Source organism: Gordonia neofelifaecis NRRL B-59395 (genome assembly GCF_000192435.1).
Lineage (GTDB): Bacteria > Actinomycetota > Actinomycetes > Mycobacteriales > Mycobacteriaceae > Gordonia > Gordonia neofelifaecis.
Genome location: NZ_AEUD01000018.1, coordinates 58,464 through 72,834 on the forward strand (window position 1 = coordinate 58,464; position 14,371 = coordinate 72,834).

At 67.8% G+C, this 14,371-nt stretch carries 13 protein-coding genes; all 13 read right to left on the reverse strand.

Annotated elements, in window-relative coordinates; genetic code table 11:
- Positions 1 to 33 precede the first annotated feature (33 nt).
- On the reverse strand, positions 34 to 729 hold the full coding sequence (gene scpB / locus SCNU_RS17285; RefSeq protein ID WP_009680701.1) for an SMC-Scp complex subunit ScpB: 696 nt from the start codon (positions 727 to 729) through the stop codon (positions 34 to 36).
- Positions 726 to 1,601, reverse strand: coding sequence for a segregation and condensation protein A (locus SCNU_RS17290; protein WP_009680702.1), 876 nt, complete (start codon positions 1,599 to 1,601; stop codon positions 726 to 728). The genes scpB and SCNU_RS17290 overlap by 4 nt, the downstream gene beginning before the upstream one ends.
- Positions 1,598 to 2,500, reverse strand: coding sequence for a ParA family protein (locus SCNU_RS17295; protein ID WP_009680703.1), 903 nt, complete (start codon positions 2,498 to 2,500; stop codon positions 1,598 to 1,600). The genes SCNU_RS17290 and SCNU_RS17295 overlap by 4 nt, the downstream gene beginning before the upstream one ends.
- Positions 2,501 to 2,777: 277 nt before the next feature.
- Entirely contained in the window at positions 2,778 to 3,701 is a 924-nt protein-coding gene (gene xerD / locus SCNU_RS17300) for a site-specific tyrosine recombinase XerD (protein WP_009680704.1), read from the reverse strand.
- 12 nt (positions 3,702 to 3,713) lie between these two features.
- Positions 3,714 to 4,340: an NUDIX domain-containing protein gene (locus SCNU_RS17305; protein ID WP_009680705.1), complete on the reverse strand. Its 627-nt coding sequence runs from the start codon at positions 4,338 to 4,340 to the stop codon at positions 3,714 to 3,716.
- A 25-nt stretch (positions 4,341 to 4,365) separates the two neighbouring features.
- On the reverse strand, positions 4,366 to 6,105 hold the full coding sequence (locus SCNU_RS17310) for a CTP synthase (RefSeq protein WP_040518760.1): 1,740 nt from the start codon (positions 6,103 to 6,105) through the stop codon (positions 4,366 to 4,368).
- Between the two features lie 143 nt (positions 6,106 to 6,248).
- The gene (locus tag SCNU_RS17315) at positions 6,249 to 7,178 is read right to left on the reverse strand and encodes a copper transporter (RefSeq protein ID WP_009680707.1); all 930 of its coding nucleotides are present in this window, start codon (positions 7,176 to 7,178) and stop codon (positions 6,249 to 6,251) included.
- On the reverse strand, positions 7,175 to 8,368 hold the full coding sequence (gene steA, locus SCNU_RS17320) for a putative cytokinetic ring protein SteA (protein ID WP_238526479.1): 1,194 nt from the start codon (positions 8,366 to 8,368) through the stop codon (positions 7,175 to 7,177). The genes SCNU_RS17315 and steA overlap by 4 nt, the downstream gene beginning before the upstream one ends.
- Positions 8,369 to 8,476: 108 nt before the next feature.
- Positions 8,477 to 10,219: a DNA repair protein RecN gene (recN, locus tag SCNU_RS17325; protein ID WP_009680709.1), complete on the reverse strand. Its 1,743-nt coding sequence runs from the start codon at positions 10,217 to 10,219 to the stop codon at positions 8,477 to 8,479.
- Positions 10,220 to 10,226: 7 nt separating this feature from the next.
- The gene (locus SCNU_RS17330) at positions 10,227 to 11,198 is read right to left on the reverse strand and encodes an NAD kinase (protein WP_009680710.1); all 972 of its coding nucleotides are present in this window, start codon (positions 11,196 to 11,198) and stop codon (positions 10,227 to 10,229) included.
- Between the two features lie 9 nt (positions 11,199 to 11,207).
- Positions 11,208 to 12,110 carry a TlyA family RNA methyltransferase gene (locus SCNU_RS17335; RefSeq protein WP_009680711.1) on the reverse strand — a complete coding sequence of 301 codons (903 nt, stop codon included), beginning with the start codon at positions 12,108 to 12,110 and terminating at the stop codon, positions 11,208 to 11,210.
- Between the two features lie 54 nt (positions 12,111 to 12,164).
- Positions 12,165 to 12,425, reverse strand: coding sequence for a hypothetical protein (locus SCNU_RS17340; protein WP_009680712.1), 261 nt, complete (start codon positions 12,423 to 12,425; stop codon positions 12,165 to 12,167).
- A gap of 12 nt (positions 12,426 to 12,437) precedes the next feature.
- On the reverse strand, positions 12,438 to 14,228 hold the full coding sequence (locus SCNU_RS17345) for an HAD-IIA family hydrolase (RefSeq protein ID WP_083812629.1): 1,791 nt from the start codon (positions 14,226 to 14,228) through the stop codon (positions 12,438 to 12,440).
- Between the last annotated feature and the right edge of the window lie 143 nt (positions 14,229 to 14,371).

The window sequence follows — 14,371 nt, forward strand, 5'->3', positions numbered from 1 at the left end:
ATTGATTTTCGGTAGCGTCCCGATCGCGCGCGGCTAGTCCTCGTCGGCTTCGGCGAGCGCCTGCGCCGAGACGTCAACATTCGATTGTGCCTGGCTACCGCCCAGTTTGGCGAATCGAGGATCGTCGAGCAGTTCCTCACCGAGGTCGTCGATGACGTCGACGCCGGGCAACAGCGGCGCGATGTCGGGCAGGTCACTCAGCGACGCCAGCCCGAGCCGTTCGAGGAACAGCTCGGTGGTGACGTACAGCGTGCCGTTGGTCGACTCGTCGGTCCCCGCGTCGCTGATCAGGCCGCGCGCCAACAGGGTTCGGACCACGCCGTCGACGTTGACGCCACGGATCGCGCTCACCCGCGCCCGCGTGACGGGCTGCCGATACGCCACCACCGCCAAGGTCTCCAGAGCCGCCCGGGTCAGCTTGCTGCGCGTCCCGTCGAGCAACAGCTTCTCGACATAGGGCGCGTAGTCGGCTCGCGTGTAGAAACGCCAGCCGTCGCCGGCGAACCGCAGGTCGATGCCGCTGCCGGCCTCGGTCAGGTCCGCGCTCATCCGGCGCAGCATCTGCCGTACGCGCCTGCGTTCCTGACCCACCGCCTGCGCGAGCTCCTCGACGGTCGCCGGCGTGTCCACCACCAGCAGCACCGCCTCGAGCGCGGCGCGGAGCTCATCGTCCTCGAGATGCTCCCCCTCGTCGACTTCCGGCTCGGGCAGCTCCTGCTCGTCCGTCATCCGTAGTCCTCCGACTTCTCGATGTCGATCTCCCCCGCGTCGCGATCGCCGGTCCAGCTGACCTTCAGCTCGCCGAGGGCCTCCGGCTGTTCGAACAGCACCGCGCGTTCGCGATACAGCTCGAGCAGTCCGAGGAACCTCGCGACCACTTCCAGTCCGTTCGCGCACTCGGCCACCAACTGTCCGAATGTGAGCCACTCGCCTCTGGCCGCGGTGAGCAGTTCGGTGAGGCGTTTGGCCTGCTCCGGGACCGAGACCTTGGATCCGTGCAGATGGTCGAGCCCGACGGTCGGCTTCGGTTTCGGTACGAAGGCGGCGGCCGCGATCTCGGCGAACCGCTGCGCGGTCACCCCGAGATCGACTTCCGGCAGCAGATCCTCGTATCGGGTCTCCAACGACACCGCTCGCGGATAACGTTGCAGCGCCGCCGCTTCCAGCTCACCGAACAGCACCGCGACCTGCTTGTAGGCGCGATACTGCAGCAGCCTGGCGAACAGCAGATCACGCGCCTCCAGGAGAGCGAGATCCTCGGGGTCCTCGACCTCACCCGACGGCAGCAGTCGTGCGGCCTTGAGGTCGAGCAGCGTCGCGGCGATCACCAGGAACTCGGTGGTCTGCTCCAAATCGGACTCCGGTCCGAGCGTCTTGGTGTAGGCGATGAAGTCGTCGGTCACCACGTGCAGTGCGACCTCGGTGACGTCGAGTCGGTGCTGGCTGATCAGGTTCAGCAGCAGATCGAAGGGGCCGGTGAAGTTGGTGAGCTTGACTTCGAAGACGCCGGATCGTTCACTGCCCGCGTCATCATCGCCGCTCTCAGATCCGTCCACCGGTGCGACTGCGACCGGCGGAGGTGTCTGATCGATCTTCGTCACGCCCGATTCTCGTTGCGGGCGATGAACTCTCGCGCCAGATCCCGGTACGCCTTGGCACCGGACGACTTCGGCGCCCATGAGGTGATCGGTTCGCCGGCGACGGATGTCTCCGGGAACCGGACCGTCCGGTTGATGACGGTGTCGTAGACGGCATCGCCGAACACCTCGACCACCCGGGACATCACCTCGCGCGAATGGAGCGTGCGCTGGTCGAACATGGTGACCACGATGCCGCCGAGCTCCAGCCTCGGATTCAGCCGGTCGTGCACCTTGTCGATGGTGTCGGTGAGCAAGGCCAGACCGCGAAGGCTGAAGTATTCGCACTCCATCGGAATGACGACGTTGTCCGCGCAGGCCAGAGCGTTGACAGTCAGGAGCCCGAGGGACGGCTGACAGTCGATGAGGATGTAGTCGTAGCGGTCGGCGACCGGGTGGAGCGCGCGGGCCAGCGCCTGTTCGCGACCGACCTCGGTCACCAGCTGTATCTCCGCGGCCGACAGGTCGATGTTCGACGGCAGGAGGTCGAGTCCGTCGACTCGGGTCCGCATCAGCACATCGTCGGTGGCCGCATACGGCGGCACGAGAAGGTTGTGGACGGTCTCTTCGAGTTCGTGATGCGGTACCCCGAGCCCGGCCGAGAGGGCGCCCTGGGGGTCGAGGTCGACGAGGAGGACCCGACGACCGCACTCCGCCAGCGCGGCACCGAGGTTGATCGTCGACGTCGTCTTGCCGACGCCGCCCTTCTGATTGCAGACGGCGACGATCACGGCGGGACCGTGCTTGTCCAGCGGCACCGGATCGGGCACGTCGCGAAACGGACGGCCGGTAGGGCCGAGCTTGTCAGCCGGCACGTCGAGTTGACCCTGCTGAGCCTTGTCGCGGGGGTTGGATGCACTCACCTTTTTGATGCTCCTCCCCGGTTGTGCACGCTGCGGAATTCGGTCGTCTCGATCCTAGTGTGTCGGGGTGAGCAGCCGCGGCAAGCCGATCGCAACCCGGCGGACCGATCCCCCGGCGCGGCAATAGGCCGACGTCGCAGGCGATATCGGGCGCGTCGGCGTGTCGGCCGAGTCCTCAACCTGCCCTTGAGACCTGGCCACTTCCCACGTTGCTCGACGCGCCGAGATCCCTCCCCCGCCAATCGGATTGACACCGGTCGCCGAGCAGGTTCGGCGGCTACCGCGCACGCGGATGCGACGTCGCGTACACCTCGCGCATCGTGTTCACCGTCACGAGGGTGTACACCTGCGTCGTCGTCACCGACGAGTGACCGAGGAGCTCCTGGACCACGCGGACGTCCGCGCCGCCGTCGAGCAGATGCGTCGCGAAGCTGTGGCGCAGGGTGTGCGGTGACACCTCCTTGTCCACGCCGGCCCGCTCCGCCGCATCGACGAGCACCTGCCACGCGCTCTGGCGTGACAGCCTGCCGCCGCGGATGTTGAGGAACAACGCCGGAGTCGACTTCTTCACCAGGGCTGGACGACCCCGAACCAGGTACGCGTCGACAGCCTCGATCGCCGGTCCCCCGACCGGAACGATCCGCTCCTTGCCGCCCTTGCCGCGCAGCACGACCGCCCGATGCTCGAGATCCAGATCGTCGAGGTCGAGCGACGTGACCTCCGAGATCCGCGCTCCGCAGCTGTACAGCAGTTCGACGAGGGCACGGTCGCGCAACCCTCGCGGTCCGTCGACCGCCCCGGCGGCGTCGAGAATCGCGAGCACGTCGTCGATCGGTAACGATTTCGGCAGCCGTCGCGGCGGCTTGGGCGGACGCACCGAGTGCGCCACGTCGGTGGCGGTCAGGCCTTCGGCCGCGCAGAACTTGTGGAAACCGCGAGCAGCCACCAGTGTCCTCGCCACGGACGAGTCTGCGAGACCCGGAACACCGCGCTCGGGATCGCCGCGGCGCAGCGCCACCAGGAAGGCCCGGACGTCGTCCTCCGTCACCTCGGACATCGTCGTGACGCCTCGGCCCGCGAGAAAGGTGTTGTAGCGCAGCAGATCCCGCCGGTACGAGGCGACCGTGTTGGTGGCTGACCCGCGTTCCACCGTCAGGTGGTCCAGATATCGGGCGATCGCGTCGTCGACGGTGCCTGCCATCCGCGACCTCCGCTACCGTCGTGCGGCGAACGCGGTCGGTTCGTCCCGCCACGCCGAATCCGTCGATCGCAAGGCGGTCCCGGTCGCATCGGCGGCGGCCACGGCCAGCACACCGGCCGCAGCGGTCGCATTGACGATCTCGCCGGCCAGGGTCATCCGCACCGCATCGGGCAGGCTCACCCATTCCACGACGAGATCGGCCTCCTCGTGTTCGCGCTCCGCAGCCGGTAGGCGACTCAATCCCTCGGCGAGGTACACGCGCAGCGCCTCATCGGTGAAGCCCGGCGACACCACGAGGTCGACGAGTACCTGCCATCGCTCGGCGGCGAGATCCGCCTCCTCGGCGAGCTCACGCTGTGCCGCGGTCAGCGGATCCTCCGCGGGCCCGCCGTCGAGCAGACCGGCGGGCAGCTCCAGAAGCCTCCGCCCGACCGGGTGCCGATACTGGCGCACCATCGCGATTCGGCCGTCGTCGTCGCGCGCGACGACGGCCACCGCGCCGTGATGCTCCACCACTTCGCGGCGGGCCGTCCGGCCACCGGGCATCTCCACCTCGTCGACGCGCAGAGCCAGAATCGCGCCGTCGTACGCGAGGCGAGACGACCGGGTGACGAACTCGTGCGACCCCGGCTCAGTCATCGGCTCTGCCCGTCATCGGAGTGCGTCATTCCCCGTCTGCCACGACCTCGAGGCCCTCTTCGACGTCGGTCGCGTCGTAGCCGTCGAGCTCCACGGGCAGCCGCACCGCCGTCTTGTACTTGAGCGCGGCCTCGATGAACGACTTGAACAGCGGGTGCGGGCGAGTCGGGCGACTCTTGAGCTCCGGATGCGCCTGCGTCGCGACCAGGAACGGATGCACGTCCTTGGGGTACTCGACGAACTCGACCAGCTTCCCGTCCGGGGATGTCCCCGAGAACACCAGGCCTGCCTCGGCGATCTTGTCACGGTAGGCGTTGTTGACCTCGAAACGATGGCGGTGTCGTTCGCTGACGTCCGTCGTCCCGTAGGCGCGAGCCACCTGCGAACCGGGGATCAGCGTCGCCGGGTAGGCACCCAGTCGCATCGTCCCGCCGAGGTCGGCGTCGCCCGCCACCGCGGCCTCCTGGTCGGCCATCGTGGCGATGACCGGCGACTGGGTGTCCGGATCGAACTCGGTGGAACTGGCGTCTGCGAGCCCCGCGTGCCGAGCGGCTTCGATGACCACGCACTGCAGTCCCAGGCACAGACCGAGCAGGGGAATGCCGTTCTCGCGGGAGTATTTGATCGCGCCCAACTTGCCTTCGATGCCGCGAATGCCGAAACCGCCGGGGATCAGCACGGCGTCGACGTCCCGCAGCGCGGCGTGCGCACCCTCGGGGGTCTCACAGTCGTCCGACGGCACCCAGGAGATCTCCGTGCGCGTCCGGTGAGCGAACCCGCCCGCGCGGATGGCCTCGGTGACGGACAGGTACGCATCCGGCAGGTCGATGTACTTGCCGACCAGCGCGACCCGAACGGTTTCACGCGGCGCGTGCACCCGGTCGAGGAGGTCACCCCACACCGTCCAGTCGACGTCCCGGAACGGGAGGCCGAGCTGCCGGACCACGTACGCGTCGAGCTGTTCGGAGTGCAGGACCTTCGGGATGTCGTAGATCGACGGTGCGTCGGGTGTCGAGATGCAGCCGTCGATGTCGACGTCGCACATCAGGGCGATCTTCTTCTTGAGGCCCTCCGGCACCGGGCGATCGCACCGCAGGATCAACGCGTCGGGCTGAATGCCGATGCTGCGCAGCGCAGCCACCGAGTGCTGGGTCGGCTTGGTCTTCAGTTCGCCCGACGGTGCGAGGTACGGGACCAGCGACACATGGAGGAAGAAGACGTTCTCGCGACCGAGGTCGTGACGGATCTGACGAGCCGCCTCGATGAACGGCTGCGACTCGATGTCGCCGACCGTTCCACCGATCTCCGTGATCACAACGTCCGGCTGCTCACCGTTCGCATCGGGATCGTGCATCGCCATCATCCGCGACTTCAGCTCGTCGGTGATGTGCGGGATCACCTGGACCGTGTCGCCCAGGTACTCGCCGCGGCGCTCCTTGGCGATGACGGTCGAGTACACCTGACCGGTCGTGACGTTCGCCGATCCGGAGAGGTTGCGATCCAGAAAACGCTCGTAGTGTCCGATGTCCAGGTCCGTCTCCGCACCGTCCTCGGTGACGAACACCTCTCCGTGCTGGAACGGATTCATGGTGCCGGGGTCGACGTTGAGGTACGGATCGACCTTCTGCATCGTCACCCGCATGCCGCGGGCTGTCAGGAGCTGGCCGAGGCTGGACGCCGTCAGCCCTTTGCCGAGTGACGAGGCGACACCGCCGGTCACGAAGATGTGCTTTGCTCCGGCGCGCTGATCACGCAATGATCGCAATTTTTCTCCCGTCGGGCGGTTCAAATCTGAAGCGAAACCATGAATACCTACGGGACTTCAGCCTAACAGCATTGCTCTCGATTGCCGCTATGAGCAGCGAACTCCACCGTTGTTCGGTGTGTCGTGCCGATCTACGAACGTGGTCACTTCGCCGGAACGGCACCGACCGTGATCGCCGTCGCACCCGGACCCGTGCCGTACGCGCCGGTACGACCGTCTGTCTCGTCGCCGAGTGCGAGGACGGTGGTCAGCTGCCCGGTCTGCTGATCGACGTTGTCGACGGTGCTCACCGCGTTGTTCAACGAGGGGTCCGATCGGACGACGCCGATCGGCGAGCCGCCCTCGGCCGACCCCGTCCGGCCGGCCAGCACGCCGCCCGAGCCGCGCGCGGCCATCGCCGCGGCGAATCGTCCGATGAACTGACCCTGAGCACCCGAATCGGACGCCATCTCGCCGCCGGTGACCACCAGAACCAGGTCCGCAGGCTTCACCGCGCCGTCTGCGAACTCCAGGAAGCCGCCCTCCCGCAGTGTCTGCAGCGCCGTCGAGCGGTCGTTGTCGGATGCCGGGGACTGGCCCGGACGGGAGAGCACTGTCACCCCCATCAGATCTCCCAGCCGCGAACCGGAGTCGGTGTACTCCACACGCAGCTGCGCACCTGCCGGAATGGACTGATCGACCACTGTCCGCAGCTTCGACGCCTGCTCGTCGCGCACCAGTGCGGTGCTCAGCGCCAGCTGTCCCGACACCGTGCCGCCCGCGTCGTTGACCAGACCCTTGAGCGATTCGACGTCCGCGTCCGCCGCGTCGGGGGCGGTCACGATCAGCACACTCCGCTTGTTCAGGACGCCTTTGGTCAGCTGCGGCCCGATCGCCTTGATGAACGCCGAGTCGTATCCGACCTCTTTGTCGAGCGCGTCCCGCTCGTCCTGCAGCTTGCCGAGCTTGTCACGGTCGGTCCCGGTGAGCGCATTCATCCGGTCACCGATGAACCCCGACCCCAGGAACAACCCCAGGGTCAGGGCCAGGAAAACGGCGATCAGCGAGACGGCGTGCTGACGCAGTGAGATCATTTGGTGTTCCACACGCCGCTGACCCAATCGGTCAGCGCGTGCCACTGGTCCACGACCCAGTCACTGGCGGCCGCGCCGCCACCCTGGGTGATCACGACGGCCGCGACGATCGCCAGCAACGCGGCGATCACCAGCATCGCGATCATGGTGCCGCTGACCCGGCTGCGGTACAGCGTCGCGACGGCCTTGGCGTCGACCAGCTTCGCGCCGACCTTCAGTCGGGTCAGGAAGCGGGACGGGATCTGATCGCGCATCGAACGGTCGAAGAAGTCGTTGAGCGAGCCGCTGAAGCCCGCGGTCACGATCAGGTCGGCTCCGTGGAAGTCGGCGAGCAGCAACGCGAGATCGGCCGCCGACCCGGCGGCCGGGAAGGTCGTGGCTCCGATCCCGAGGTCTTGGATCCGCTCCAGACCCGGCGCGTGGCCGTCCGGATCCGCGGGCAGGACCACTTCGGCACCCGATTTCAGCGTCTCGGTCTTCATATCGTCCGGATCCCCGACGATCAGCGACGGACGGTAGCCCGCCTTGAGCAGTGTGTCTGCACCGGCGCCGACGCCGACGAGGATCGGCTGATACTCCTTGATGAACGGCTTCAGCGATTTCAGGTCGAGTGCGCGGTCCGAACCGTCGGCGACGATCACGACATGCCTGCGGTCGAACTTCACATTCACCTTGGGCACACCGACGCCGTCGATCAGCAGCGGCGACTCGCTTCTGATGAACTCGATGGTGTTGCCCGAGAACGCCTCGAGGTGATCGACCAGACCTGTCTTGGCGTCGAGCATCATGGCGGCGATCTCGCGCTCCCCCAGCTCCTCACCGCGCGCGACCACGCGATCGCCGATGTAGAGCTTGCCCTCGTTCAGACGCACTCGCGTGCCGTCCTTGACTCGGGAGAAGACCTCGCTGCCGACATTGTCGATCAACGGAATGCCCGATGCGGCAAGCACTTCCGGGCCGAGGTTCGGATACCGGCCGGTGATCGACTCCGAGACGTTCACCACCGCCGCCACTTCGGCTTCCACGAGGGAGTCGGCGGTGACCCGGTCCAAGTCGACCTGATCCAGGATCACGATCGAGCCGTGATCGACCCGGTTGACCAGACGCTTGACGTCCTTGTCGATCCGGGCGATGCCGGTGAGTCCGGGGAGGGTTTCGGTGTTCCGCGAGAGCAAGGCTGGCATCCTCATGCGTCCCATAGTGACCTTCCGACACATCAGTCACATGGAGGCGCGCCGTACCATCTTCAACTTTCGTCACATCAGAAACACGGGAAACGGCGTCCGCTGCGCGGACCGTCAGTCTTCGTCGCGTGCCTGTTCGGCGGTCGCGAGGAGTTCCTCCGCATGCGCCTTCCCGGTCTCGGAGTCCCCGAGGCCGGCGAGCATTCGCGCCAACTCCGCGATCCGGTCGTCACGGTCGAGCGTGGTCAGGGTGGACGTCTGCCTGCCCTTGCTCCCGCCGCCGGACTTTCCGATCACCAGATGGTTGTCGGCGAACGCGGCGACCTGAGGGAGGTGCGTCACGACGATCACCTGGTGACGGCGCGCCAACCGGGCCAGCCGGGCGCCGATCTGCACCGCGGCAGCTCCGCCGACTCCCGCGTCCACCTCGTCGAACACCATGACTCCGCCAGAATCCGGCTCGGCCAGAACCACTTCCAAGGCGAGCATCACGCGAGAGAGCTCGCCGCCGGACGCCGACTTGGCGATCGGCAACGGTGCGGCGCCCTTGTGCGCGATGAGCCCGAACTCGACGCGGTCGGCTCCGTCGCCGCCCGCGTGAGCCGACGCACCGTCGACGTCGATCGCGAGGCGCGCATCGTCGGCGGGCAGGAGTGAGACCGACACGGCCAGGGCGCTGCCGCCCATCGCGAGGCCGGTCAGCTCCGCGGACACCTTGGTTCCCAGGCTCTTCGCCGAGCGAACTCGCTGACCGTGCAGCTTCGTTGCGAGCTCCGAGACCGTGTCGCGAGCGATCGCCGCCTTCGCCTCCAACTCCTCGATCGCGCCTTCGGGGTCTTCGATCTCGTCGAGTCGGGACCGTGCCTCGTCACGCCACGCCAGCACTCCGTCGATGTCCGCCGCATACTTGCGCGTCAGCGACTTCAACTCGGCTTGTCGATTCAGGAGCGAATCGAGGTCGCCCGCGTCTTCCGGCAGTCCACCCAGGTACGCCGTCAGTTCCGCGCCGAGATCGGTGACGACGGTCAGCGCCTCGGCAACGCGCGGCTGCAACTCCCGCAGTGCCTCATCGGCCGCGGACTCGAGGAGCGACCGCACGGTTCCGAGCCCGTCGACGACGGAAGCGCCTTCTGCTCCTGCGACGATCTCCTGCGCCTGGGCGGCGGTCGTCCGGATCTCCTCCAGGTCGGTCATCCGGCGGATCGTCGCGATCAGCTCCGCGTCCTCGCCGGGCTCCGGGGCGACGGCGTCGATCTCGTCGATGCCGAACTTCAGCCGGTCCGCCTCCTGTGCCAGCTCCCGCGAATTGGCGCGGCGCCGGTCGAGTTCGTCGAGCAGGTCGATCCAGGCCGATCGGGCAGACCGGTACTTCGTCAGGGTCGTGGAGACCGACGACCCCGCATAGCGATCGAGCGCGCCACGCTGCTGATCCGGTCGGATGAGTCGCAGCTGATCATTCTGGCCGTGGATGGCGAGCAGTTCGCCGGTCAGTTGAGCGAGCGTGCCGACCGGAACCGATCGACCGCCGAGGTGTGCTCGCGACCGGCCGTCCGCGTTGACCGTGCGTGCCGCGATGAGCGTGTCGTCGTCATCGACGTCGGCGCCGGTGTCCTCCAGAAGCTCACTCACGACCGTTCGGTCCGCCGGCAGCCGGAACCGACCTTCGACGATCGCTTTCGCGTCGCCGGTCCGCACTCGACCGGCGTCGGCTCGCCCACCGGACAGCAGTCGCAGACTCGTGACGATCATGGTCTTACCGGCGCCGGTCTCACCGGTGAGGACGGTGAACCCCGGATGGAACTGCGCACTCGCGGATTCGAGTACACCGAGGCTGCGGATGGACAGTTCTTCCAGCACCTGGGGTTCAGCTCCTTCCTCGCCAGCCGGTGACCGGCAGCGAGAACTTGGTGACGAGACGGTCGGCGAAGGGTTCGGAATCGATGCGCACCCACCGCAGCGAGCGCTGCGCGCGGACCACTTCCACGCGCGACCCCGCCGGGACGTCGTAGATGCGGCGGCCGTCGCACAGGGCGACACCGTCGCGGCCCTCGCGATGGACCTCGACGGCGACCCGCGACCGCGGGCTGGTCACCATCGGTCGCGCGAAGAGCGCGTGGGCATTGCTCGGCACCACCAGGATCGCCTCCAGGTCCGGCCACATCACCGGTCCGCCCGCCGAGAACGCGTACGCGGTCGATCCGGTCGGCGAGGCGATCAGCAGGCCGTCCGCACCGTAGGCCGCGACCGGTCGCCCGTCGACCTCGGTGACGAGTTCCAGCACACCGTTGTGCGTGGTGTTCTGGATGACGACCTCGTTCAGAACCCAGTCGCGGGCGCGCGGACGGTCGTCGCCGGGATCGATGATCGCCACGTCGAGGACCATGCGGTCGACGACGCGGTACTCCCCGCCGATCAGCCGATCGAGGACCTCGTCGATCCGGTGTGCTTCGGCCTCCGCGAGGAAGCCGATGTGGCCGAGGTTGATTCCCATGATCGGCACACCTGCCGGATAGGCCAGTTCGGCGGCCCGAAGAAACGTTCCGTCCCCACCGAGGACGAGCACGAGCTCGCAGCCCTGAGCGGACACCGAACCGGCGGGCGCGACTTCGACATCGGCACCGGCGTCACGCATCGACTGCGGATCTACCGGGTGGGCCTGCGCGGCCGGTGGAGCGGGTCGTCGGGTGTCGTGATCGACGACCCGTACCGCGATTCCTGCCTCACCGCAGCGTCGTGCGATGGTCAGCAGGGTGTCGGTCACCTCGTCGTGGCCGGTGTGCGCGACGACGAGGAAGGTCCGCGTGTTCTCGGATGATGTGCCGGAAGCTGTCACCACCGCCCCTTCCTACTGTGGCCCGTCGGCGACGGCCCGGTCGATCAGCGCACGAACTCGCACACCCTCGGCCGGTTCCGGCCAGTGTGCCCGCGCTGAATCAACGGTATCGCCGGACTCCGACATGCGCGCGCTCAGGACCTCGGGCGCCGGATCTCCACCGTCGGAGGGCTTGTGCAGCCACAGGAAGAACTCGACGTTCCCCGACGGTCCCGGCAGCGGGCTCGCCACCGCGGCGCGGGTCACCAGGCCCAGCGAGGCCGCCACCGCCGCGACGTCTTCGACGGCGTCGGCACGCAGGACCGGGTCCCGCACCACACCGCCGGCGCCGACCCGCTTCTTACCGACTTCGAACTGGGGCTTCACCATCGGCAATGCGTCACCGCCCGGCCGCAGACAGGCCGCGAGCGCGGGCAGCACCAGCTTCAACGAGATGAACGAGAGGTCCCCGACGATCAGGTCGACCTGACCGCCGATGATCTCGGGGGTGAGGTGGCGGACGTTGGTCCGGTCGTGCACGTGAACGCGGTCGTCGGTCTGCAGCTTCCAGACGAGCTGTCCGTATCCGACGTCGACGGCCTCCACCTCGACCGCGCCTCGCCGAAGCAGCACGTCGGTGAAGCCACCGGTCGAGGCACCGGCGTCGAGACAGCGCTTGCCGTCCACCGAGACGCCCGCCGGCTCGAATGCCTCCAGCGCGCCGAGGAGTTTGTGCGCACCCCGGGACGCCCAGTCGTCGGAGTCGGCCTCGGCCACGACCAGAGGCGTGTCCTTGGCGACGTTGGTCGAGGCCTTGGTCGCGGGCGTTCCGTTGACTTTCACGCTCCCCGCTTCGATGAGCTCACGAGCTTGTTCGCGCGATCGGGCGAGACCACGCCGCACGAGTTCCGCATCGAGCCGTGCACGTGCAGCCATCATCGACCTTTCTGTGAATGCCGAAACCGAGAGCGGTGAGGTACCCGAACGGACTCAGCCACGACCGGCGTCTTCCAACGCCGCAGCGAGCTGATCGTGGGCCTTCGTCAGCAGCTCGGCCTGCCGGGCGAGCGCTCCCAGATCCAATTCGTCGTCGGCCGCCTCGCGTACCATCGCCGCCTCTTCGAGCAGCCTCGCGGCCGCGCCGAGCGCAGGATGCTCCGACGGATCCCCCGGTTCGGCGTTGCGTGCGGCGGCGTCGGCCGCGGCCGACGCCGGCGACGGTCCGGGACGCGGTGTGTTCGGCGTGCTCATGACTCCACCAGGCTAACGCAACGCCTTCAGTCCGAGCGCGGCCAACGTTCGTTCGGCGACGTCGTCCTGTGCGGCGATCCGAAGATCGAATCCCCCGACGTCGGCGGTCCACACCGCGTGCGCGAGCGCCGCGGCAAGGCTCGCGGGCGTTCCCTCGGCACGACTCGCCACCGAGACGTGCTGGGCGTTCACCTCGACGCTCCACTCCGGGCGGGGGCCGAAGGTCGACGCCGAGCGCGGTGACGTCAACGCGTTCAGACCGTCCGCCACGTAAGTCGGACGAAGGGCAGGCTCGGCAGCCAACAGTTCCGGACCGCTCGTGACGCCGCCGAGAACCAGCAGACTGTCGATCCCGACCTCGTTCGCGCCTTCGATGTCCGTGTCGAGCCGGTCGCCGACCATCAGCGGTCGTCGTGCCTCTGCGCGGGCCAGCGCGCCACGCATGATCGGCGCCGCGGGCTTGCCCGCGACGATCGGCGACCGTTGCGTGGCGGAAGCGACCGCAGCCACCATCGACCCGTTTCCGACCATCAGGCCTCGTTCGGTGGGCAGCGTGGAGTCCACGTTCGTCGCCACCCACACAGCACCGCTGCGAATCGCCAATGCGGCCTCGGAGAGCTGGGCCCAGCCGGTGTCGGGCGAATGCCCCTGGATGACGGCTGCCGGAGCCTCGTCCGCGGACGCCACGACGCCCAGACCGCGAGCGCGCACCTCAGCACGCAACGCGTCCGAACCGACGACAAGCACCGCCGCGCCGGGCTCCACGATGCCCGCCAGCAGTTCGGCGCCGGCCTGTGCACTGGTGACGACTTGATCCGCCTCCGCGGCGAAACCCATCGAAACCAGATGGTCGCGCACTTCGTCAGGCGAACGGCTCGCGTTGTTCGTGACGAACAATGCAGTACCGTCCGTCGCAGCCACCGCTTCCACCGCGCCGGGCAGAACCTCGGCACCCGTGTACAGGGTGCCGTCGAGGTCGAGCAGGAGGACGTCGTACATGTCACGCAGCGCTGTGTCAGCGCTGTCCGGAAGCGAGTCGGGCTCGATCGTCGCCTCCGCGCCGTTGTCGAGCAGCTCCATCAACCGGAACTCCGCGTCGGTCTGGTCCTCCACGTCGGCTGCCGCCGCGTTCTGGAACCAGGTCACCGCGTCGCTCCGACGACCCGCCGCGTCGAGCGCGGATGCGTAGGCGAAGAACAGGCGCGCGGCGTCGGTGCCCACGCGCCCGGGGTTCAGATCGAATGCGGCCAGCGTCCTCACAGCGGCTTCGGGCTCGTCGAGATCCATCTGGGCGCCGGCTTTCACCATCGCCATTTCGAGCGCCGCCTCGCCGCTGAGGGCTTGGGCGTCTGCGCTGTCGGCGATCTCCACCGCACGCTCTGGCTGCCCCAGACCTCGCTCGCTGTCTGCGATCAACGGCAGGAGCGCGTCGCTGCCGCTCATGCGTCGAGCAGCGCGCAGTTCCGAGATCGCCTCCTGCCATTCACCGACCGAATAGGCAACGATGCCCGCCGTCTCGCGCACCACGGCGATCCGGGCGGCACGCGCGCGTGCGGCCCTCGCATGCTCGAGCGCCTGTTCGGGATCCTCCTCGAGAAGCGCGGAGGCCATTACCAGATGCCTGGCGACGCGATCCGCGGTCGGCTTGTCGAGCGCCTGCAAGTCACGCCGGACGTCGGGGTCGAGATCGGACGCCGACACATCGTCGGAGATACGCGGGCCCGAAGAATCCTGACCGTCTGCCGGCCGACGACGCCCATTGCGTCTACCCGCCGAATTCCGACCGCCACCAGTGCTGCTCATAACCCTCTAATCTATTCGTCGTTCTACGCAGATGCGAACCAGCCGTCGAAACCACCTCCGATTTCAGAGTTCCACGCGCCGGCAAAGCCTCGCCTCCACCGTGATCACAGCCTCGTTGCGACATCACACCCTGAGCTCGGGTG

Excerpts from the sequence above, each read along its gene's own strand:
- scpB (WP_009680701.1), bottom strand. The coding sequence starts at position 729 with ATGACGGACGAGCAGGAGCTGCCCGAGCCGGAAGTCGACGAGGGGGAG.
- xerD (WP_009680704.1), bottom strand. The coding sequence starts at position 3,701 with ATGGCAGGCACCGTCGACGACGCGATCGCCCGATATCTGGACCACCTG.
- SCNU_RS17305 (WP_009680705.1), bottom strand. The coding sequence starts at position 4,340 with ATGACTGAGCCGGGGTCGCACGAGTTCGTCACCCGGTCGTCTCGCCTC.
- SCNU_RS17315 (WP_009680707.1), bottom strand. The coding sequence starts at position 7,178 with ATGATCTCACTGCGTCAGCACGCCGTCTCGCTGATCGCCGTTTTCCTG.
- steA (WP_238526479.1), bottom strand. The coding sequence starts at position 8,368 with ATGAGGATGCCAGCCTTGCTCTCGCGGAACACCGAAACCCTCCCCGGA.
- SCNU_RS17335 (WP_009680711.1), bottom strand. The coding sequence starts at position 12,110 with ATGGCTGCACGTGCACGGCTCGATGCGGAACTCGTGCGGCGTGGTCTC.
- SCNU_RS17340 (WP_009680712.1), bottom strand. The coding sequence starts at position 12,425 with ATGAGCACGCCGAACACACCGCGTCCCGGACCGTCGCCGGCGTCGGCC.
- SCNU_RS17345 (WP_083812629.1), bottom strand. The coding sequence starts at position 14,228 with ATGAGCAGCACTGGTGGCGGTCGGAATTCGGCGGGTAGACGCAATGGG.